Source organism: Calothrix sp. PCC 7507 (genome assembly GCF_000316575.1).
GTDB lineage: Bacteria > Cyanobacteriota > Cyanobacteriia > Cyanobacteriales > Nostocaceae > Fortiea.
In genome coordinates, this window is the sequence record NC_019682.1 from 6882960 (window position 1) to 6902331 (window position 19372).

A 19372-nucleotide genomic window follows, 5' to 3' on the forward strand; every position below is an offset into this window, starting at 1 on the left:
TCTCCATTGTAGGCGAGATATGCGATTTTTCCAGTAATTGTTTGAAAGTCTGGAGAATTTTTTGTCAGGATTTGAAGTTGAGCATTGGGCAATTAGTTCTTCCCTCACTCTCCCTGCCCCCTGCTCCCTGCTCCCTACCCCCAATCCCCAATCCCTTTATTTACCCATACCTAATTGTTGAGCTTTTTGGTAAACTTTGCCTTCGGTTAAAAGGGAGGGAGCAATGACAACTTCAACTTGTTGCATTTCTTTAATGTTTTTGGCTCCTAATGTACCCATACTTGTTTTTAAAGCTCCTAAGAGGTTATGAGTCCCGTCATCTAGTCCTGCTGGACCGATGAGTATTTGCTCTAGGCTACCAGTGGTGGCAACGCGGATGCGAGTACCACGGGGTAACACAGGGCTAGGAGTTGCCATTCCCCAATGATAACCCCGTCCTGGGGCTTCAGCGGCTCTAGCGAAGGGAGAACCAATCATCACACCATCGGCACCACAAGCAATGCATTTGCAAATGTCACCGCCCGTGATTAAACCGCCATCAGCAATTACAGGAATATAGTTGCCAGTTTCCTGATAGTAATCATCTCTTGCAGCGGCACAATCGGCGATCGCTGTTGCTTGTGGTACTCCCACACCCAACACACCACGGGAGGTACAAGCAGCACCAGGCCCAATGCCCACGAGTACCGCAGCAGCTCCAGCTTTCAATAAATTCAAAGTCACTTCATATGTCACACAATTGCCCAATACCACGGGAATTGGCATAGAGCGGCAAAATTCCGCCAAATCCAACGTGACTAAAGACTCTGGTGATAAATGTGCTGTGGAAACCACAGTGGCTTGTACAAAGAATAAATCTGCCCCAGCTTTTACCACCACCTCACCATATTTACTTGCACCAGCGGGGGTAGTACTTACCGCAGCAATTCCGCCTTGTTGTTTAATTTCCTGAATACGTTGCTCAATTAATTCTGGCTTTATGGGTTCGGCATAGAGTTCTTGCATCAGGGAAACAAATTCATCTTTTCCCACAGCGGCAATCCGATCTAAAATCGGCTCTGGGTCAGCATAGCGAGTTTGGATACCCTCTAGGTTGAGGACACCTAATGCTCCTAATTGCGATAAACGCACGGCCATACGCACATCGACTACGCCATCCATTGCACTGGCAATTATGGGGATTTCTCGCTCAATATTGCCAATCCGCCACTTAGTATCTGCCAAACTCGGATCTAGTGTTCTATTACCAGGGACTAACGCAATTTCATCAATTCCGTAGGCTCTGCGAGCTGTTTTTCCCCGCCCAAGTTGAATGTCCACGCTTAAACTTTTCTCAAATCTCTGTTCTAGCTAGGGTATCAAATTGTGAGGGAGATTGGAGCGTTTTCTGTTTAATGTTGGTTGAGTTTTGGTGTTGGCTGATTTGTGAGAGGATCTTGGTTTAATGTGCCAGTTGGTACTTGATTACTACCAAGTACTAGTTGATTAATTGAAAGCCATTAATACGAAATAGGAATATGTTAGATGTCTAAATTATGTCTTACTATCTATCTGAAAACGAATAAATACTAGCCCCCCAAAGAACTCTCAGTTTCTATACTAAGTACAAATTTGCCCAAATTGCTCCTAAATTAAGTCTTGAGGCTTTTAAATTTCAGAATATTGAATCAGTATAGTTTTATATCTTGCTTAGAGGATGTTTGCAGGTTAATCACTAGCAAAATTTCCTGAATTAACAAATTGAACGTTTATGTGAAGTATTCATTCTCAAGTATGGACATAACTACTAACGAAAAATACTTGTCTGCTTTCGGGTGAAGGAACATCACCTGTGGAAGGGAACCTGCTTGTAGATTTGTCTCACCTTGCTTGATGGCTTCCCTCAGGACTCCTTCTACTTGAAAACCGACTGACTGATAAACGTATCTAGCTCGTTGGTTGTGTTCAAAGACATCCAACCAAAAACGATGAGCATTATACTCTTCAAAAACTTTTTTGATGATGATACGCAACGCGCACTTACCGTATCCTAGTCCTGGTTTAGCAATGACGATTCGAGTTAACTCAATACTGCGGTTTGGTGATGTGAGTCCAGACAAGATAGCATAGCCAACAGTTTCAGCTAAACTGTTTTCAATCATGAAGTAACGCTTTTCAGTAGAGTTCAGGTTTATGCTGTGTTGCTCCCGGCTCCAGCAGAGAATTAGGTCTTTGAACTCTGGTCTGTTTTCCTGAGTGAGAATGAAGTCAATATCGTTTGGGTTAGTCGTCCGTAGTTTGATCACATCTTATGCAGCAAGGGATACAATGTTTTAGCTGATGTGAGGGCGATGCCTCAATATACCTAATTTTAATAACTTGGAAAAATTTGTTCTGTTGCAATTAATTACGACAAGACTTAGCTTTCTGGAAGCTAGAATTGTTACTATAATTTCAGATTAGATATTGAAACCTTGATCCAGTCTGAAACCCTAGAACTACTAGAATGGCATCGCCTCTGCCAGCATCTTTCGACATTTGCTGCAACTAAGTTGGGGGCGATCGCATCGCGTCATCTGCAAATTCCGGACTCTCAAGCGGAAAGTATACAGTTGTTGGAGCAGACTAAAGAAGTCTACCAACTGGAAAATCGTCTCACCACAAGTTTATCGTTTGATGGGATTCAAGATATTGGCGATGCTCTGGAACGAGCGGAACTCCAAGGCATCTTGACTGGGGATGAATTGTTAGCGATCGCTACTACCCTCGCTGGTGCCAGAAATTTGCGCCGTGTCATTGACAACCAGCTAGACTGTCCGATTTTGACGGCGCTAGTTGCCGAGTTACGCACTTATCCGGAACTAGAGCAGGAAATTCACCGCTGTATAGATGAACGTGGCCAGGTAACTGATCGCGCCAGTCAAAAACTGGGAGAAATTCGGACAGACTTGCGGAGATTACGCAGTCAAATTACTCAAAAGTTACAAAATATCCTCCAGGCAAAATCTGGAGCAGTCCAAGAACAACTGATTACTCAACGGGGCGATCGCTTTGTCATCCCCGTGAAAGCACCCCAAAAAGACGCTATCCCCGGCATTGTTCACGATACTTCCACCAGCGGCGCCACGCTATATGTGGAACCGAATTCCATCGTGCCTATGGGGAACCAATTACGCCAAGTAATCAGAAAAGAACAAGCGGAAGAAGAAGCGATTCGCCGTGCTTTAACTGAGCAAGTAGCCGCAGTCAAACCCGATTTGGAAAGGCTATTAGCAATTGTCACCACTCTGGATCTGGCAACCGCTAGAGCTAGATACAGTTTCTGGCTGGGTGCAAATCCCCCAAGATTTATTCACCGCCAAGACCAAGAAATTATCACCTTGCGCCATCTGCGACATCCATTGTTAGTGTGGCAGCAGCAGCATGAACAAGGTCAACCAGTAGTACCTGTAGATTTGCTCATCAGTCCACATATTCGGGTAGTAACGATTACTGGTCCGAATACTGGGGGAAAAACAGTGACGTTGAAAACCCTAGGATTGGCAGCATTGATGGCGAAAGTGGGTTTGTTTATACCTGCCCGTGAACCAGTAGAAATCCCCTGGTTTGACCAAGTATTGGCAGATATTGGCGATGAACAATCACTACAGCAAAGTTTATCTACATTCTCTGGTCATATTCGCCGCATCAGCCGGATTTTAAATGCATTAGGGCATGGCGAAGAAGCAGCCCTTCGACTTCGCTCAGGACAAGGGAGCAGGGAGCAGGGAGCAGGGGAGCAAAATTTAGAACTCAGGACTCCTGACTCAGTACTCAGCACTCAGCACTCAGCACTGGTTTTACTCGATGAAGTCGGTGCAGGTACTGATCCAGTAGAGGGTAGTGCTTTAGCGATCGCCTTGCTACAATACCTCGCAGATCACGCCCAATTAGCGATCGCCACCACTCACTTTGGTGAACTCAAAGCACTGAAATATGAAGATGAGCGGTTTGAAAATGCCTCTGTAGAATTTGATGAAACCACTCTGTCGCCAACTTATCGACTGCTGTGGGGCATTCCCGGACGTTCCAACGCCTTAACGATCGCCCTCCGTTTGGGTTTGAAACCAGAAGTCATCGAACACGCGAAAACCCAAGTCGGAGAAGCCACAGACGAAGTCAATCAAGTAATTGCTGGGCTGGAAGCGCAACGCCGTCGCCAAGAAACCAAAGCCACCGAAGCCCAAAATGTGTTGCAGCAAGCAGAACGTTTATATAAAGAGGTGTCTGCTAAAGCCGAAGCTTTACAAGAGCGAGAAAAAGCCTTACGGGCTTCCCAAGAAGTTGCAGTGCAACAAGCGATCGCCCAAGCCAAAACGGAAATTGCCCAAGTAATTCGCCGCTTGCAGCAAGGGACACCAACAGCCCAAGACGCCCAGCAAGCCACCAATGCGTTAAACCAAATTGCCCAGCAATATCAGCCAGCACCGCCACCCAAACCCAAAGCTGGATTTATGCCCAAAGTAGGCGATCGCATCCGCATTTCTAAGTTCGGGCAAACAGCCGAAGTATTAACAGCACCCGATGAAGATGGTGAATTCAGCGTCCGCTTTGGCATCATGAAAATGACTGTGACACTAGAAGACATCGAATCTCTAGACGGTCAAAAAGCCGAACCAGTCGTCAAGCAAAAACCAGCACCAGCACCAGTTCCTCAACCAGCACAACCAGCCCTAGCAATTCGGACTTCCAAAAATACAATAGATTTGCGCGGAAAGCGGGTAGCTGATGCTGAATTCATGTTAGACAAAGCCATCTCAGAAGCCTCAGGCCCAGTATGGATTATTCACGGACATGGTACTGGTAAACTGCGACAAGGTGTTCACACCTATTTGCAACAGCACCCCAGAGTCAACAACTACGAAGCCGCAGCCCAAGTAGACGGCGGTAGTGGCGTTACCGTCGCTTATGTTCAAGATTAGTCATTTGTTATTGGTCATTTGTCATTTGTGAAGAGTCAAGGGTCAAGGATCAAAAGTTATTCCTCCAGTCCCCAATCCCCAATCCCCGTTAGTCAAATTGCTACTTTGTGTAAAATTGCTTTTCATTTAAAGTTAAACAAAGACACCAGCTGCTTACCACAGCGATGAAAACTAGCTGAAACTTCCGACGAATTAGCTACGGGAAACTAACCTAAATGCTTGAGAGTCTGTTTCAAAATGGGTAACAGCAACAGTCCCTATCAGCCTGATCACCTATGCTAAAAGTTATGCACTCGGCCGCCGATTCAGCAACTTCAAATTCCCAGTGGGAGGACTTAATCCAGCTTCCAGCCCCAAACTCTGTTCAATGGGACAATATCAAAACCCAGTTAGACTTAGTGCTATTGGCGCTAGAAACCTTAACTGGCATTGGTTCCGAGGCTATGCTCTCGGCGGCGATAAATCTGAATTTAGAGTCAAGAGTGCCAGACCGCGTAGCTTTGTGGCGATTGCGCCAATCAAATCCCCTACGCAAAGGACAAGGCGGGCGCAAAAAGCTCGATGTAGAAGAAGCGCGATCGCTGGTTTTAATTACCTGCTACCTCGCTAAACAACAGCAAGAATTAATTCGTCGTGCTGTTAGTCTACTCGAACAAATGGCGGAAAATAACCAAGAACCTCACCAAACTGCTTTACTTGGAGATTATATTGATGCTTTCTGCAACACCTACCAAGAGCGCATGGAAGAGGACGAGCAAATCTCCACAGATTTACTCACCCGCTTGGCACTAAAACTACTCGTAGACTTATTGTTTTACAGTGCCACTGGTGGACACCGCCGTCTCTGGCTAACACTCATAGACCGTTCGACAAAATTTTAGATTTTAGATTTCAGATTGATCATCACAAAATCGGTCTGGAAAAGTTTACTAAAAAGGAAAATCCTCCTATAACTTTTCACAAAATTCAAAATCCCAAATAGTCTCCCTCGCAGTTTCTGCCATGCCTCTATCAAATTCTGTCATTCGTCGCTACACACCCCCCACTTGCACACTAGAAGTATTGGCGCAAAGCTCACCTTTGTCTCAGTGGATGGGGAAAACTGTCCTCAAGCAGCTAAGTTTTGAGCTGCGTTTTGAAGATCCGCAATTGCCAGAAGAAGACCGGGTTCCAATTCGGGGCGATCGCGATCAACTCGAAGCTTTGTGTGATGCCGTTACCAGCTACGTACAAGAATTCCTGCACCAGACTCCAGATAACTTTTGGGTCAGTTTCTCCGGTCCACAGGATTCCAGTAAAGTCTCTGACGAGTCAGCTTTAGCCGATTTACAACAATTTCCCCTCCCAGGAAACACTAAAACATTAAAGTCTTTTAACTCCCAGATACCAAGCACAAAAATCTACTTAGAACCAAGCAATTATTTAACTCACAACCTATTTCTCGGTTCCCTCGCCAACCAAACATCAGTCCCTGTAATTCGCCTCAGTTTATTGCAGCTGTTTGATTTGGCTACTGCCTTAGATGAATACGCTGCCGATGTCATGGCGTTACCAACTCTTAATCGCACCAGCACAATTTATCCTTGGCCCGCTTGGACATCTGTTGCAGCTGTGCTGGCACTAGGTGTAGGTCTATTACCCGTTACTTGGCAATATGTTAATCAGACCAAACCCAAACAGCAGATAGCTACAAAATCTGCACCTGAATCCACAGATATTGCCATTCAACCCTCACCCTTATTAAACTTTCCCACACCTCAACCCGGACTCACTCCGTCCGATAATTTCCCACCACTACCGGGCGTAGGTGTCGCTCCGCCACTGCCCACTTCTAGCTTGCCTGCGCCAGCACTAACAGCCCCTAATACAGGTTTCTCGACTGCTTCTCAAAAATCTCCCATATCCCGTCTACCGACAACCGCCCTACCATCGCCAGGAAATGTCATAACTATACCTCAAGGGACTAATCCCACCCTTTCCCAGAATTCCAAGTTAGTTACACCTATTACAGGCGGTGGACAGCAAATTGCCATCCAACCCAATCTCAAACCAAACCCCACAGGATCAGTTTCTCTAGCTGAAACTCCTCTCCCTTTAAAGCGGAGTCTACCACCAAGCCTATCTGCGCCTACAGCTAACATCACTCCACCTCTGGCTACTAGCGTCGCACCATCCAACTCACCGCTGCTGGATAGTCAATTAAACCCTGCTTCTGATGCTTCGGCGATCGCCACTGATGATAATCGTTTAGTCAGTAAATTGAGAAACGCCAGCAAAACTGCGCCACCCCCAGAGGTTGCTACCAACAGCACATTATTTGACACTCCTCTAGTCACAGAAGCTAGAGAATACTTCCAAAAACGCTGGCAACCACCCGCAGGATTAACACAAACACTAGAATATAGTTTGATAGTAGGCGTTGACGGCACAATTGAACGTATTTTGCCCCTCAACAAGGCAGCGAGAGACTACGTTGACAGTGCTGGAATACCTAATATTGGTAAACCTTTTGTATCGGCTAATAGATCAGGCAAAAATCTGAGAATTCGAGCTGTTCTTAGTCCTAATGGCAAAGTCCAGGTACTTCCAGAAAACTAATAACTTACAGTAATTTCGGTTAATCCGCTGTATGCCGATTAGAAAATTGGTACAAGTATTTGTATGTAGTCAGATATCAATTTTTTGAGCAAAATCCCCTCCCCTGTGACGTTTTTCACTAGAGTGAATGGACTCCACGGCTGGGCTTTTGGAGTCCAGTTACGAAACTGGTAATGCCATAGCCCTGAGTAAGAGTACCAATAAATACAATCACAATTAAATCGGTTATCAGTGTTTTGAGTTGATAACTGTTTACTGTTCACTGTTAAAAGGTAGGGGATATGCAAACACTTGGCCCACAAAAAGACAGTTCCGCTTGGATTATTCAAACATGGGCAGCCTTTGCTCTATCTATTTCTATGACTACCTTCGGGATTGTTAACTTACCTGTAGATAACTGGGTCAAAGGCTTTATGGGTATGGGTTTGGCTTTTTCTCTTGGTTCAACTTTTAATTTGGCAAAAACCACTAGAGATTTGCACGAAGCCAAGAAACTCACCGCTAGAATTGATGAGGCAAAAGTAGAGAAATTGCTTTCACAACACGATGTTCTCAAATAAAGACATGCGGGGACTGGGGACTGGAGAGAAATTTTTGACTCCTGACTCTTGACAAAACAAAAGAGCCGGTAAAACCAGCCCTTAATTGTATTAATTGAATTTGAGATTTTATCCAGATTTTTTGTTTTTCAACTTCTGCCTTTTGCGTCGCCGTTCGGTTGCAGCAACGGCATGTTCTACAGGATAGCCCACAACCGGAATTACCTGATATTTGCGGTCTTCTTCTAACTTTCTGAGTTCGGTGTAATCAAGCCAGTGGATACAATCAACTGGACAAGTGTCTATCGCTTCTTGGATTATCTCTTGAGGGTCTGCATCTTGCCGAATTACACGCGATCGCCCATAATCTGCTTCAATGTAGAAAGTATTCCGCGCCACGTGGGCACAGTGCTTACAGCCAATGCAGGTAATTTCGTCAACGTAAACACCCTTTTGTCGCTGTATACCACCTAATTCCGGTTCTAAACCAGAACGCTCTGGCGCATCCCGCAAAAAACCACCTAATTCCGGTTCTAGCCCAGAACGGTTGTCTTCTTCTTCCGGCGACGGCAGAAAGTCAGCCATTACGCACTCCAGCGCTGTACGACTAAGCGAATAGAACCATCTGCTTGCTGTTGTTGTTCTGCAACTTCAAAGCCTACACGCGCAGTTTCTTTCACGACAGTTTGGTAAGCATAGCGTTGTGTCACCTGGCGCAAGAACCCATCCACAGACAAATTTTGCTGCCAATACTGCAAGTCAGCTACTAGTTCATATTCTTTACCATTCCATCTAAAGCCGATGTCGTAGCCATTTTCTTGCTCAATTGTAATTTCGGCAGGATGGGTTTGACCGCGATAGCCACGCACTTCCTGTGGCCCCGGTTTCCAATCTATGCCTAAACCATTGAGTGCATCTTTCAAAGAATCAAGGTTACGGATTTGAGTCTTAATTTGGCTAAAGTGTGACATGGTGGTTATGAATTAATAACTAAACTAGTTTGAAAACTTACCAATCACTAAAAGTGACTTGCGTATTCGCCAAGCTGGATTGCTGTACCTGAGCATTGAAGAATTCTGAAGTCGGCTCATTACTGAGTACTATCCCTAGCTGTGCTTCGATTGCGGCTGTGACTTCAGCGCAAGACGCACCCACAATGCCAGTGACTTTCTCCTGCACCCGACCATCTGGATAGATGATGAATTCTAGTGTCTCCATAACTCTTGGCTGACCGCGATAGTACGTTAGAACTGTTCTGCTCTCGCAAGAAGCTAAAAATGTAGCTGTGGGAACATTTCTACTTCAGATACAAATTTGCCATTTGTTAACTAATGTTCCATCTCTGGAAATATATGTCTCAGAATCTTTACAAAACTTATTACTTTTATTAGTCGGCACATTTATTATTAGTTAGTTTCTCTTAACCTGATTGATTAGTCAAGGTCAAAATTTTTAATGGCACTCAGCGCTGAAAAGACCATCAAGCAAGCGTTAGCAGTATTATCACTAGCCAGTTAATTCACAAAAATACAAAATTTATTGGAAAACTCTATCGTTAGTATGATATTTTGCTTATTTACAATTTGAATCTAGTAGTCTGTCAGGGTTGAAATGAGGGACTGTAGCGTCTCGTTCACGCGACGCGGGCAAGATGCCCGCACTACCAAAAACCCCTCAAAACAAAATTGACAAACCACTAGGGTTAATGAAGAGTGCTGAGTTGAAAGACCCCCACAAGGGTTCTTGCTCTTCCCAGGGACAAAAAATTTAACCCACTTTGTTGTTATTAGTACAGTATTGCGTAAATAAACTACCCATACCAAATCGCCAAAAGTCTATCCTATAAACCTTTTGACTTTTGGTTACTGAGCTTGTCGAAGTATGACTTCACGGTAGTACTAAACCTCTGGACTGTAAAGCACTACATTTTCTTGTTCATTGGGATCATTTCGGGCGACGATCGCCTGAGCAGGTTCAGTCTCACTCAGATTAAATGGCTGATGGGGTACACCAGGTGGGATAAAAAGAAAATCACCTTCTTCGTTAATGACAGACTGTTTCAGCCCTTCCCCGAAGCGAGTTTCGACGCGACCTTTCAACAGATAAATTGCCGTCTCATAGTCTTTGTGGAAATGGGGTTCTGCTGTGCCACCTGCCGGAATAATCACCAAATTTAACGAAATTCCTTTAGTACCTGCAGTCGCTGCAGAAATACCCACAAAGTAAGGTAGATTTTGGCGAGTTGGGGTTTGGGTATCAGGCCGAATTGTCACCACCTCTTGAGAACTGATAGGGGAACTGGCGTTTTGCGAATCTGACATAAAAGTGTCCCTCTTTCTAAAGAAACAAGTTGAGTGTAATAACCATCACCTTAGCTTTATTTTAATTTAACCCTCGTGGCATGTGCGATCGCACATTAACGTGAGTGAGTTCGATGAACCTCTCCCCAACCCCTCTCCGAAGCGGAGCTACGGTGTACACAAAAGTTAGAAAATCTCACCCACATCGGCTTTAGTCTGGTAGGGTGCGTTAGACGGAACGTCGTAACGCACCGAAAATCAAGGATGGTGCGTTACGCTGTCGCTACTTTTAAAGGTTTTGGGGTGATTAAATCACTTGTGTGTACACGGTAGCCCTTGGGGGAGAGGCTTGGAGAGGGGTTCTTTAAATTCGTTGAACTCACGTTACATTAGCTTTCGTTTGTGTGCAATGATGAACCGCGATTTCTAATCGCCTGGTATATTTGCAAAGGTGACATGCTCCCGAACGCAACGGCGTAAACAAAGCACATTGCTTGTCGGACTTGTAACCAAAAAGACAAGTGTACTTTCTGTGAAGATTTGTACAACTGTTCGTTATGTTCACAGGAGCATAGGGTTTTTACTGATACAACTAAATATAATTGTGAGCTGTTATGAAAAAAACTAACCAAACTTTTATTAGTGCAGTATGACCACAGATAGCATTAAGTTGACGATCGCCTTCAATGACCCTGACTTGGACGCGGAAGAACGGGATGAGCAGGTTCAACGACTCATGACTGAACTCAAGCAAATGGACGATTTAGATGCAGTTGTTGGTCGTGTTCTTGACCCCAAGCCACCAGAAGGCAACAAAGCATTAGGTGGTTTTCTGATAGGTTTATTGACAACTCAGGTCAATGCAGCCAATGCTCAAAAGTTGATGGGATTTTTGGGCGATCGCCTCGGTGGTAAACCGATTGAACTGTCGGTGGAAGCCAACGGCAAAAAACTCACAGTGAAAGCCCACAGTCGGGAAGAACTAGAAGCCGCCATCAAAGCAGCCCAAGATTTTATTGCAGCATAGGTAAGAAAATATGGTAAAGGTGGCGTTGCTGATTGGGGTCAGCGAGTATGAGCCAGGGCTAAATCCATTACCTGCGGCTGTTAAGGATGTAGCAGCCCTACAACGAATCCTGCAAGATCCAGAAATGGGTGAATTTGACGAGGTAAAAGCCTTAACTAACCCTGACCCGCAGGCAATGCAATATGAGGTTGAAACCTTGTTTTCAGGTCGTAGTAAAGATGATTTGGTGCTATTGTTCTTTTCTGGGCATGGCATTAAAGATGATAACAATAATTTGTACTTTGCTACTCGCATTACCCGAAAGAATCCAAAGGGTGATTTGATTCGCTCAACAGCCGTACCTGCACGCTTTATTCAAGAAGTTATGAATAACAGCCGTGCCAAGCGGCAAGCGATTATCTTAGACTGTTGTTTCAGTGGAGCATTCGATCCGGCTTTACACACTAAGGATGATGGTTCGGTAAACTTGCAAGGAGAGTTAGGGGCTGAAGGGCGAGTTGTCTTAACTTCTTCTAGTTCAACGCAATACTCATTTGAACAACAGGGTTCAGAACTATCCCTCTATACGCGTTATTTGGTAGAAGGAATCGAGACTGGAGCAGGCGATCGCAATGAAGACGGCAAAATCTCCATGCGGGAATTGCATGAGTATGCCGCAAACAAAGTGCAGGAAACCGCACCCAATATGACCCCTAAACTGATCACACTCAAGGATATGGGCTTTGAGATTGTGTTAGCAAAGGCGAAAGTCACTGATCCTAAGTTGAGATACCGCAGGCAAGTTGAACGATATACCAGTCGGGGTAGTATCTCTTCTATCGGGCGCACTATTCTGGAAAAACTTCAAACTCAGTTGGGTTTATCTCTGGAAATTGCCAGTGAAATTGAAACTGAAGTCCTCCGACCTTATCAGGAGCGTTTAGACAACTTACAGCGATATCGACAGGCATTTGCGGGAGCTATTGAACATGAATACCCCCTGAGTAATCATGTACAGTCTGAGTTAGAAGACTTGCGGGAAGTTTTGGGGTTGAGGCAAGAAGATGTAAACTCTATTGAGCAATAATTTATCGCTCAAGTTTCTCAGAAGTCGGAGGCTGAACGAGAAGCTTACCAACAGAAGTTAAAACGATATGAACAAGAATTTCGCCGTGCAATTGAAGCTGAATATCCATTAAATGATTATGTTCGTAATGGCTTAAGAGATTTTCAGCAATCTTTAGGGCTAAAAAGTGAAGATATTGAGCAAATTGAACGCCCTATCTTGACCCAAAAAGAAACTGAGTATCGGCAAAAACAAGAAGCCGAGCAGCTAAGGCAGAGACGGGAAAACGAGAAATTAAAGCGCGAACAAGAGAAACTTGAGCATCAGCGTAATTTACAACGATATGAACAAGAATTTCGCCGTGCAATTGAAGCTGAATATCCATTAAATGATTATGTTCGTAATGGCTTAAAAGATTTCCAGCAATCTTTAGGGCTAAAAAGTGAAGATATTGAGCAACTTGAACGCCCTATCCTTACCCAAAAGGAAGCTGAGTATCGGCAAAAGCTAGAAGCTGAACAATTGCGGGAAGAGGAAAGACTAAAACGGGAAAAAGAGAGGCTTGAGTATCAGCACAATCAAGAAGATGAGGATCAAATAAGAAAGTTTAAACATGAAAGAGTTATACCTTCTAATTCTTATACCAAGCTAAATCAGGAATCATCTCAATCAAAACCTCGTCAGCAAATCAATCCTTGGATTTTCCTTGGACTGGCAATTGCAAGCTTTGTTGTGGCGACTGCCACGTATGGTAATCCTAGTACAAGAATAGTAGCAGAACTTTGTATATATCTTGGAATATTCTTCGTTTTTTGCTGGCTCATTGCTTCGTTTTTGTATCTAATCAACCTAAAAAGAAGATAGCCATAAGTGGTGTTAAACTTTTCAGCAGCAAAGTTATTAAATGAAGGGCACTGAGGAGACAATTCTTGTGACTATTTGTGACATAGCGATCGCTAAAGCATAGATTTAGAGTGCGATCGCTCCTTTGCATATTTTCACACAAAGCGATCGCCCTTGCCGTGCATGTAGTCAAATCCTTGAGTAAAAATAAAGAGGACTGAAAAAGGATTATTCCCATGACTATTCGTGAAACTGTGCTTATCTCTCGCTGCTGCTTTCATGTCGCAAAAATCGGATAAATAACTCCAAATCCTCAAGACTGGTTAGGGCTTAAGCTTATACTAGGAAGTGAATACTAGAAGAATATTGCTCTAAAAATGCTACTTGTCTCAACGGCTGACCTGATTCCCCTTGTAATTAATACTAATGGCGTTGTCCGCATCATTAAAACTCGCGTAACTTTTAGATACAGTTATTACAGCCTTTCTGGAAGGGGCTACAGCAGAAGAAATCAAGGAGCAGTACCCATCGCTTCAACTTTCTGATATTTATTCTGTGATTGGCTATTACTTACGACATCAAGCTGAAGTTGATGAATATCTTCTAGAGCGTCAGCGCCGATCTGGGGATGTTCGTCAAGACGCTGAGAGACGTTTTAACCCTGTTGGCATACGCGATCGCTTATTTGTGAGACGCAACTCATAAAGATAAAGAATGCTTTATTGACCAAAAAGCACGTTAAAAATTATCAATTCTATAGTTTAATAATACATAGCAGTCCCGGCTCTAATAAAATTACAGATTTCACAAAAATCAGATAAGACTAATATATTTAAGGTAAATAATTGTCATCTAATAATTGTGCAAGAGTGTAAGGGCATTTTTCCAGAAAAATTGTTAAATCAGTTTTAACTTGCACAAAATCAACCGCACTTTGATAAATATTCTCTAAATCATCTTGTAATTTATTCATTAAATTTGTGGTTAGATGATTATTTAAGTCATATCTAAAGGTTTTAATTTCTCCAAGCCAATAGCGATAGTTTCTTTCATATTCTAACTGCCAATATTTGAGTAATAATATATGGATAATAATTTGCCTTAAAAGACTTTTGGCTTTAGCTAAATCTCTTTTCCCCAAACTGATTAATTCCGCAATTAAGTTTTCTAAATCAAGCTGGTTAAACTGTTTTTGTTTTAACAATTCAATAGTTGCTTCTAACCATAAATTCTCATCGGTTTCATAGAGTTCTTTTAAGTTGGTAGTAATTGTCATATTTTCACTTTCTACCTACATTCCATAATTTAATCATAGACAATTATCAATTTCATGTACAATTCAAGCAGGGATTGCTAGAGGTGAACGCGATGCCCCCACTACTCAACCAAACTACCGACCAACGCATTGTCCATTATGGGACGTGGGAACAGTTCAAGTTCATCCAAAAGGGTTTTGACGGTTCTCCTGGTGTGCGACTTTTTTACTATGGCGATACAATCGAGATTCTCATGCCGGGACGCGAACATGAAATTTTTGCCAGTATAATCGGTTATTTAGTGACAACCTTTCTCGTCGAAAAAGGCATTTTCTTTCAGCCAACCCGCTCAATGACTCAGCAACAAGAAGGGGTTGTCTCAGTTCAAGCTGACGAGTCCTACTGTATTGGTAGCGCCAAACCAATTCCAGATTTGTCCATCGAAGTTGTTTTTACCAGTGGTCGTATCAGCAAGTTAGATCGCTACAAGGCTCTGGGAGTCAGGGAAGTCTGGTTTTGGGAAGATGGGCTGTTAAGTGTCTATCATCTGCATGACGGCAGCTATGAACATGTTGAGCGCAGCCAACTACCCGGACTCAATGACCTCAATTTGGATTTACTGAGACGCTGCATTTTGATGGCTGAGACTGATGCTGGAGAAGCGATTAGAGCATTTCGTCGAGAGATTTAAGGTGTAGCTCGTTGTAGACATTACTCCTGGCGGTATTTTCACACAAAGCAATCGCACTTTAAAAATTTTCAAAGGAAGCGAAGGTCAGGAGTTTTATATTTTCCGCAACCCTTCTACCTATTGCCTATTGCCTAATCCCAGCGATAATTATTCACGCCTAGTTACTTAATACTGCTACTTTCGTTGTGTTGTGCGTCAGTCCTGAACACTAACTAAAGCGGACTATAGCTATAATCTGTATACAAATCGCGCCTAGTAGAACGAGCCGAATCTAAACCATCATTGAGGGCACGACGACGCAAGTCACCAACATCTGGTGAGACACTGATAGCATCCTCAATACTTATTTGACCAGTTAGCATCAACTCACAAAGGGCATGATTCATCACTTGCATCCCCTCATTGCTGCTAGCTTCCATGAGTTGATAGGCTTCTGTCTGATCTCCCTGGAGCAAGTAATCTTGCATAGTGGGTGTATTGATCAAAATTTCCATCACTGCTTTACGACCACCATCTGTCTTAGCCAGCAACATTTGGGCAATAATTGCCACCAATGAATCAACAATCTGCACCCGCATCGCGGCTTGTTCTTCTGGGTTGTAGATGTTGAGCAAACGATTAATAGCTCCTAGAGTGTTCTTGGTATGAAGAGTGCCTAAAACTAAATGACCAGTTTGTGCCGCTTTCAAGGCTGTATCGACAGTAATGCGATCGCGCATTTCTCCAATTAAAATCACATCCGGGTCTTCCCGCAATACAGACCGCAAAGCATCATGGAATTCATAAGTATGTAAACCCACTTCCCGCTGACTGATTAAGCATTTTTGGGAGGTGTGAACATATTCAATTGGGTCTTCAATAGTAACAATATGTTTTTGTACCGTCTCGTTAAGATAGCGAATCATTGCCGCCAGAGTTGTGGATTTCCCCGATCCAGTTGGGCCTGTAACTAAGATTAATCCTTGTTTTTTATGAATAATATCTTTCAGAATAAATGGCAGCCCTAAACTATCAATAGTTGGCACATCCAGTGTGATTAACCGCAATACCATTGCGCCGCCAGTTAAAGTTTCAAAGCAGTTGACACGACAGCGCAAAAATCCAGGATAGACAATTGCCGTATCCAGTTCCTTAGTTTCTGCAAACCTTTGTCTAGCAGCATCCGTGAGAATTTCCTTTAGGTACGCCTCAAAAATTTTTGGCGTCACTATTTCTCCTAGTTGATAGACTTCCACCTGACCCTGAATCCGAAATCTGGGTAGCTCTCCCACTCGAATATGAATATCCGAGGCTTGTTGTAAATGGGCATCACGCACCATTTGCTGAATAGAGATCAGCTTTTTTTGCCGTTGTCCTAACTTTTCTAGAGGTGGTTGGCTAGGCGGTGGTGGTGGTGGAAGAGGTGGTAGTTTGGAAATCTGGAACCGGGACGTGAAATCTGCGTCCATAGCGATGCCTCTAGCAAATATCAGGTTAAGAACAACGGTTAAACTTAGTTAGAGAGACGCGATAAATCGCCTTCTCTACCAAGAATTTATCCATCAATTGTTGATTGACAGACTACTACGCCAGCCAACCGTAAACTCACTTAGACTTTCAATGTACAGCTTACTTAAGTAAACATCTGACTCTGGAGATGAACTTCATAAATTCTTTAGTCAAACCCTGAATTACTATGAATTTTCGGCATAGTTGGGCTAGAAAGGAAATTATGAAAATCATTACACCCATGATCAACTGGTTAGAAACTCGCGCTTGTGCCCCTGCATACAGCGGCTGGGTTCTAGTGGGAATAGCTATTTCCTTTTTTGGGGCGGGAGTGAATACAATGGCGGGCTGGCTGTATGCCATCAGCGGCATCAGTTTTGCTCTGTTGGGAGTAGCCGCCTACTTACCACCACGATCGCTTTTAGGTTTAGTTGTCAAACGTCGTCCCATCCAGCCAGTCACAGCTGGAGAGGAATTGCAGGTGGAATTAGAAATCTGCAATCAGACACAACAGTCTGTTAGCTTGTTGCAAGTTAAAGATATACTGCCCTTCGTCTTAGGGAAACCAGTACAGCAATCCATAGAAACCATTCTCCCCCAAGGCAATTATCACTGGGTATACCATTACCCTACAGAGCGACGAGGAGTCTATCGCTGGCAGGCAGTCGAACTGGGTAGTGGTGCCCCCTTGGGATTATTTTGGTGTCGGCGTCAGCGTGAGGCTGCGGCGACGGCAATTGTTTATCCGACTGTGTTACCGCTGAGTCAGTGCCCCCTAGTGGATGAAATGGGGCAAGAAGACAGCAGCAACAGCGATCCCCGTGGTCGTCCCTTACAAACAGCCACAACAGGACTTGTGCGATCGCTACGTCCCTACCGTGTCGGCGACCCTACACGCCTGATTCACTGGCGCACCAGCGCCCGCTACGGTGAATTACGGGTGAGAGAATTAGAAATAATTACCGGTGGACAAGAGATCATTATTGCCCTAGATAGTGCAGGTAATTGGGAAGAAGAGAACTTTGAACAAGCGGCGATCGCTGCAGCATCCCTGTATTTCTACGCACATCGACAGCAAATGCAAGTACAAATATGGACAGCATCCACAGGGTTAGTCAAAGGCGATCGTTTGGTGAAAGAAACTCTAGCAGCAACCACAATCAAAGAAGACACCAACACAGCACTTCCCGGAAATTACCCCTTGATTTGGCTAACGCAAAACCCCCTCAGCCTTTCTTCCTTACCTTTAGGTAGCCGCTGGGTATTGTGGCAGAATGAAGAACCAGCGATCGTCAATTGGGAATACCCTGGGATCATTTTGTCAACTGGACAAGAACTGCAACCCCAGCTACAAAAACCGCTACGTTAATCATGACTCCACGCACAAGGGCAGGGGGCAGGGGGCAGGGAGCAGGGAGCAGGGAGCAGGGGGCAGGGAGCAGGGAGCAGGGGAGAATAATTCTTGGACTATTGCCTATTGCCTATTGCTCATTTGTGAAGGTTGGGGAAATCCCCCCAGTAATAGCCTCATAAGGCTGATGTACAATGCAAAGAAATATTTAAATTATGAGCCGCCGATCTAATGATCTCATCAGAAGCTAACACAAAATCCACCGATAAAAGTCTAGAGGCAATGCGGCATTTTTCTGAACAATATGCCAAGCGTACTGGAACCTACTTCTGTTCTGAACCTTCTGTCACCGCAGTGGTGATTGAAGGACTAGCCAAACACAAAGACGAACTAGGTGCGCCTTTGTGCCCCTGTCGCCATTACGAAGATAAGGAAGCAGAGGTCAACGCTGCATATTGGAACTGTCCTTGTGTGCCGATGCGAGAACGCAAAGAATGCCATTGTATGCTGTTTCTCACACCAGATAACGAGTTTGCTGGAGATAAACAAGAAATTCCTTTAGACACAATTAAAGAAGTGCGGGAAAGCATGGGATGAGTGAAACCATGCCGCAGGAGTTTTGGCAAGGCGTAGAACAGTTTAACTCTGGACAGTTCTACGCCTGTCATGACACTTTAGAGGCTTTGTGGATCGAAGCAAGTGAGCCGGAGAAAACTTTTTATCAAGGTATTCTACAAATTGCCGTAGCCCTATACCACCTGGGTAACGGCAACTGGCGCGGAGCAGTAATTTTACTGGGAGAAGGTAGCAATCGTTTGCGACGTTACCCCTCGAATTACGGAGGCATTGAGCTAGAAGAATTATTGTACGAAAGTGTAGTTTTGCTGAAAGCCTTGCAACAAGCAGGGCCAGACCGCATTGCTACTACTAGTCTGGGTGACGATGAAGCCTTATCTTTACCCAAGATTAAGGTAATTTATGATGAAAAAATAGATTTTTAGATTTATCAGTCTGTTGACTGTTGACCAGAAGAGGCTCTTGTGCAGGCAGCAAGGGGAAAGATTCTCAGTTCCCCTGCCAAGAGGGTTCAGAGCAACTTTTATTTATGCGTAGTGGACTGACAAGCCTCAAATATGGCATTAATTAAATCAAATAAACCGCCCATAAAAGACAATCCCGTTCAGTAGGGGCACGGCACCCTAAATCTTTTCAACAAGCCAATAATTTTACCAGTGCCGTGCCCGTACGATATGTTTTTGGTTAACAGTACAAATTTAGCCTTGCCACGCCACTA

General features: G+C 44.1%; 21 protein-coding genes. 12 read left to right on the top strand and 9 right to left on the bottom strand.

Features of this window, described 5'->3' with window-relative positions:
* Nucleotides 1-156 precede the first annotated feature (156 nt).
* Entirely contained in the window at nt 157-1320 is a 1164-nt protein-coding gene (locus CAL7507_RS29500; RefSeq protein ID WP_015132154.1) for a GuaB3 family IMP dehydrogenase-related protein, read from the bottom strand.
* Between the two features lie 428 nt (nt 1321-1748).
* Complete coding sequence (locus CAL7507_RS29505; protein WP_015132155.1) at nt 1749-2285, bottom strand: GNAT family N-acetyltransferase; 537 nt, start codon at nt 2283-2285, stop codon at nt 1749-1751.
* A gap of 168 nt (nt 2286-2453) precedes the next feature.
* Here CAL7507_RS29505 and CAL7507_RS29510 point away from each other — a divergent pair, with 168 nt between their 5' ends.
* From CAL7507_RS29510 to CAL7507_RS29525, 4 genes are all read left to right on the top strand, one after another.
* On the top strand, nt 2454-4940 hold the full coding sequence (locus tag CAL7507_RS29510) for an endonuclease MutS2 (RefSeq protein WP_015132156.1): 2487 nt from the start codon (nt 2454-2456) through the stop codon (nt 4938-4940).
* A 275-nt stretch (nt 4941-5215) separates the two neighbouring features.
* The gene (locus CAL7507_RS29515; RefSeq protein WP_015132157.1) at nt 5216-5821 is read left to right on the top strand and encodes a DUF3038 domain-containing protein; all 606 of its coding nucleotides are present in this window, start codon (nt 5216-5218) and stop codon (nt 5819-5821) included.
* Nucleotides 5822-5942: 121 nt separating this feature from the next.
* Complete coding sequence (locus tag CAL7507_RS29520) at nt 5943-7538, top strand: DUF4335 domain-containing protein (protein ID WP_015132158.1); 1596 nt, start codon at nt 5943-5945, stop codon at nt 7536-7538.
* Between the two features lie 281 nt (nt 7539-7819).
* Nucleotides 7820-8098, top strand: coding sequence for a YiaA/YiaB family inner membrane protein (locus CAL7507_RS29525; protein WP_015132159.1), 279 nt, complete (start codon nt 7820-7822; stop codon nt 8096-8098).
* A 108-nt stretch (nt 8099-8206) separates the two neighbouring features.
* Here the strand turns inward: CAL7507_RS29525 and CAL7507_RS29530 are convergent, their stop codons facing one another.
* The 4 genes from CAL7507_RS29530 to CAL7507_RS29545 form a co-directional block, all read right to left on the bottom strand.
* Nucleotides 8207-8662 (bottom strand): ferredoxin, encoded by a 456-nt coding sequence (locus CAL7507_RS29530; RefSeq protein WP_015132160.1) that lies wholly within the window; start codon nt 8660-8662, stop codon nt 8207-8209.
* Nucleotides 8662-9048: a DUF1257 domain-containing protein gene (locus CAL7507_RS29535; RefSeq protein WP_015132161.1), complete on the bottom strand. Its 387-nt coding sequence runs from the start codon at nt 9046-9048 to the stop codon at nt 8662-8664. The genes CAL7507_RS29530 and CAL7507_RS29535 overlap by 1 nt, the downstream gene beginning before the upstream one ends.
* Nucleotides 9049-9085: 37 nt before the next feature.
* A complete protein-coding gene (locus tag CAL7507_RS29540) occupies nt 9086-9295 on the bottom strand; it encodes a DUF2997 domain-containing protein (protein WP_015132162.1) in 210 nt (69 codons plus the stop codon).
* 680 nt (nt 9296-9975) lie between these two features.
* Entirely contained in the window at nt 9976-10398 is a 423-nt protein-coding gene (locus CAL7507_RS29545) for a cupin domain-containing protein (RefSeq protein WP_015132163.1), read from the bottom strand.
* 628 nt (nt 10399-11026) lie between these two features.
* Here CAL7507_RS29545 and CAL7507_RS29550 point away from each other — a divergent pair.
* The 3 genes from CAL7507_RS29550 to CAL7507_RS29560 all read left to right on the top strand — a co-directional run bounded on the left by CAL7507_RS29550 (nt 11027) and on the right by CAL7507_RS29560 (nt 13313).
* Nucleotides 11027-11404: a hypothetical protein gene (locus CAL7507_RS29550; protein WP_015132164.1), complete on the top strand. Its 378-nt coding sequence runs from the start codon at nt 11027-11029 to the stop codon at nt 11402-11404.
* A gap of 10 nt (nt 11405-11414) precedes the next feature.
* Nucleotides 11415-12470, top strand: coding sequence for a caspase family protein (locus CAL7507_RS29555; RefSeq protein WP_042342588.1), 1056 nt, complete (start codon nt 11415-11417; stop codon nt 12468-12470).
* A gap of 198 nt (nt 12471-12668) precedes the next feature.
* On the top strand, nt 12669-13313 hold the full coding sequence (locus CAL7507_RS29560; RefSeq protein ID WP_042341674.1) for a hypothetical protein: 645 nt from the start codon (nt 12669-12671) through the stop codon (nt 13311-13313).
* Here the strand turns inward: CAL7507_RS29560 and CAL7507_RS32030 are convergent.
* On the bottom strand, nt 13294-13530 hold the full coding sequence (locus CAL7507_RS32030) for a hypothetical protein (RefSeq protein ID WP_144051269.1): 237 nt from the start codon (nt 13528-13530) through the stop codon (nt 13294-13296). The genes CAL7507_RS29560 and CAL7507_RS32030 overlap by 20 nt on opposite strands.
* 317 nt (nt 13531-13847) lie before the next feature.
* Here CAL7507_RS32030 and CAL7507_RS33325 point away from each other — a divergent pair, with 317 nt between their 5' ends.
* On the top strand, nt 13848-13997 hold the full coding sequence (locus CAL7507_RS33325; RefSeq protein ID WP_236556835.1) for a hypothetical protein: 150 nt from the start codon (nt 13848-13850) through the stop codon (nt 13995-13997).
* Between the two features lie 127 nt (nt 13998-14124).
* Here CAL7507_RS33325 and CAL7507_RS29565 read toward each other — a convergent pair whose 3' ends face one another.
* Nucleotides 14125-14568 (bottom strand): DUF29 domain-containing protein, encoded by a 444-nt coding sequence (locus CAL7507_RS29565; RefSeq protein ID WP_015132165.1) that lies wholly within the window; start codon nt 14566-14568, stop codon nt 14125-14127.
* A 92-nt stretch (nt 14569-14660) separates the two neighbouring features.
* Between CAL7507_RS29565 and CAL7507_RS29570 the strand changes: the two genes are divergently transcribed.
* Entirely contained in the window at nt 14661-15239 is a 579-nt protein-coding gene (locus tag CAL7507_RS29570; RefSeq protein ID WP_015132166.1) for a Uma2 family endonuclease, read from the top strand.
* A gap of 212 nt (nt 15240-15451) precedes the next feature.
* Here the strand turns inward: CAL7507_RS29570 and CAL7507_RS29575 are convergent, their stop codons facing one another.
* On the bottom strand, nt 15452-16687 hold the full coding sequence (locus CAL7507_RS29575; RefSeq protein ID WP_015132167.1) for a type IV pilus twitching motility protein PilT: 1236 nt from the start codon (nt 16685-16687) through the stop codon (nt 15452-15454).
* Nucleotides 16688-16950: 263 nt separating this feature from the next.
* On the opposite strand from CAL7507_RS29575, the gene CAL7507_RS29580 reads away from it, so the two are divergent.
* From CAL7507_RS29580 to CAL7507_RS29590, 3 genes are all read left to right on the top strand, one after another.
* The gene (locus CAL7507_RS29580; RefSeq protein ID WP_042341675.1) at nt 16951-18096 is read left to right on the top strand and encodes a DUF58 domain-containing protein; all 1146 of its coding nucleotides are present in this window, start codon (nt 16951-16953) and stop codon (nt 18094-18096) included.
* Nucleotides 18097-18309: 213 nt separating this feature from the next.
* Nucleotides 18310-18675: a ferredoxin thioredoxin reductase catalytic beta subunit gene (locus CAL7507_RS29585; RefSeq protein WP_015132169.1), complete on the top strand. Its 366-nt coding sequence runs from the start codon at nt 18310-18312 to the stop codon at nt 18673-18675.
* Nucleotides 18672-19079, top strand: a complete 408-nt coding sequence (locus CAL7507_RS29590) for a DUF309 domain-containing protein (protein ID WP_015132170.1) — start codon at nt 18672-18674, stop codon at nt 19077-19079. Before CAL7507_RS29585 ends, CAL7507_RS29590 begins: the two co-directional genes overlap by 4 nt.
* The last annotated feature ends 293 nt before the right edge of the window (nt 19080-19372 follow it).

What these genes read in the sequence shown, in the direction of transcription:
- CAL7507_RS29555 (WP_042342588.1), top strand. Translation starts at nt 11,415, where the DNA reads ATGGTAAAGGTGGCGTTGCTGATTGGGGTCAGCGAGTATGAGCCAGGG.
- CAL7507_RS29525 (WP_015132159.1), top strand. Translation starts at nt 7,820, where the DNA reads ATGCAAACACTTGGCCCACAAAAAGACAGTTCCGCTTGGATTATTCAA.
- CAL7507_RS29545 (WP_015132163.1), bottom strand. Translation starts at nt 10,398, where the DNA reads ATGTCAGATTCGCAAAACGCCAGTTCCCCTATCAGTTCTCAAGAGGTG.
- CAL7507_RS32030 (WP_144051269.1), bottom strand. Translation starts at nt 13,530, where the DNA reads ATGGGAATAATCCTTTTTCAGTCCTCTTTATTTTTACTCAAGGATTTG.
- CAL7507_RS29540 (WP_015132162.1), bottom strand. Translation starts at nt 9,295, where the DNA reads ATGGAGACACTAGAATTCATCATCTATCCAGATGGTCGGGTGCAGGAG.
- CAL7507_RS29570 (WP_015132166.1), top strand. Translation starts at nt 14,661, where the DNA reads ATGCCCCCACTACTCAACCAAACTACCGACCAACGCATTGTCCATTAT.
- CAL7507_RS29515 (WP_015132157.1), top strand. Translation starts at nt 5,216, where the DNA reads ATGCTAAAAGTTATGCACTCGGCCGCCGATTCAGCAACTTCAAATTCC.
- CAL7507_RS29520 (WP_015132158.1), top strand. Translation starts at nt 5,943, where the DNA reads ATGCCTCTATCAAATTCTGTCATTCGTCGCTACACACCCCCCACTTGC.
- CAL7507_RS29565 (WP_015132165.1), bottom strand. Translation starts at nt 14,568, where the DNA reads ATGACAATTACTACCAACTTAAAAGAACTCTATGAAACCGATGAGAAT.
- CAL7507_RS29530 (WP_015132160.1), bottom strand. Translation starts at nt 8,662, where the DNA reads ATGGCTGACTTTCTGCCGTCGCCGGAAGAAGAAGACAACCGTTCTGGG.
- CAL7507_RS29550 (WP_015132164.1), top strand. Translation starts at nt 11,027, where the DNA reads ATGACCACAGATAGCATTAAGTTGACGATCGCCTTCAATGACCCTGAC.
- CAL7507_RS29580 (WP_042341675.1), top strand. Translation starts at nt 16,951, where the DNA reads ATGAAAATCATTACACCCATGATCAACTGGTTAGAAACTCGCGCTTGT.
- CAL7507_RS29585 (WP_015132169.1), top strand. Translation starts at nt 18,310, where the DNA reads ATGATCTCATCAGAAGCTAACACAAAATCCACCGATAAAAGTCTAGAG.
- CAL7507_RS29590 (WP_015132170.1), top strand. Translation starts at nt 18,672, where the DNA reads ATGAGTGAAACCATGCCGCAGGAGTTTTGGCAAGGCGTAGAACAGTTT.
- CAL7507_RS29535 (WP_015132161.1), bottom strand. Translation starts at nt 9,048, where the DNA reads ATGTCACACTTTAGCCAAATTAAGACTCAAATCCGTAACCTTGATTCT.
- CAL7507_RS29575 (WP_015132167.1), bottom strand. Translation starts at nt 16,687, where the DNA reads ATGGACGCAGATTTCACGTCCCGGTTCCAGATTTCCAAACTACCACCT.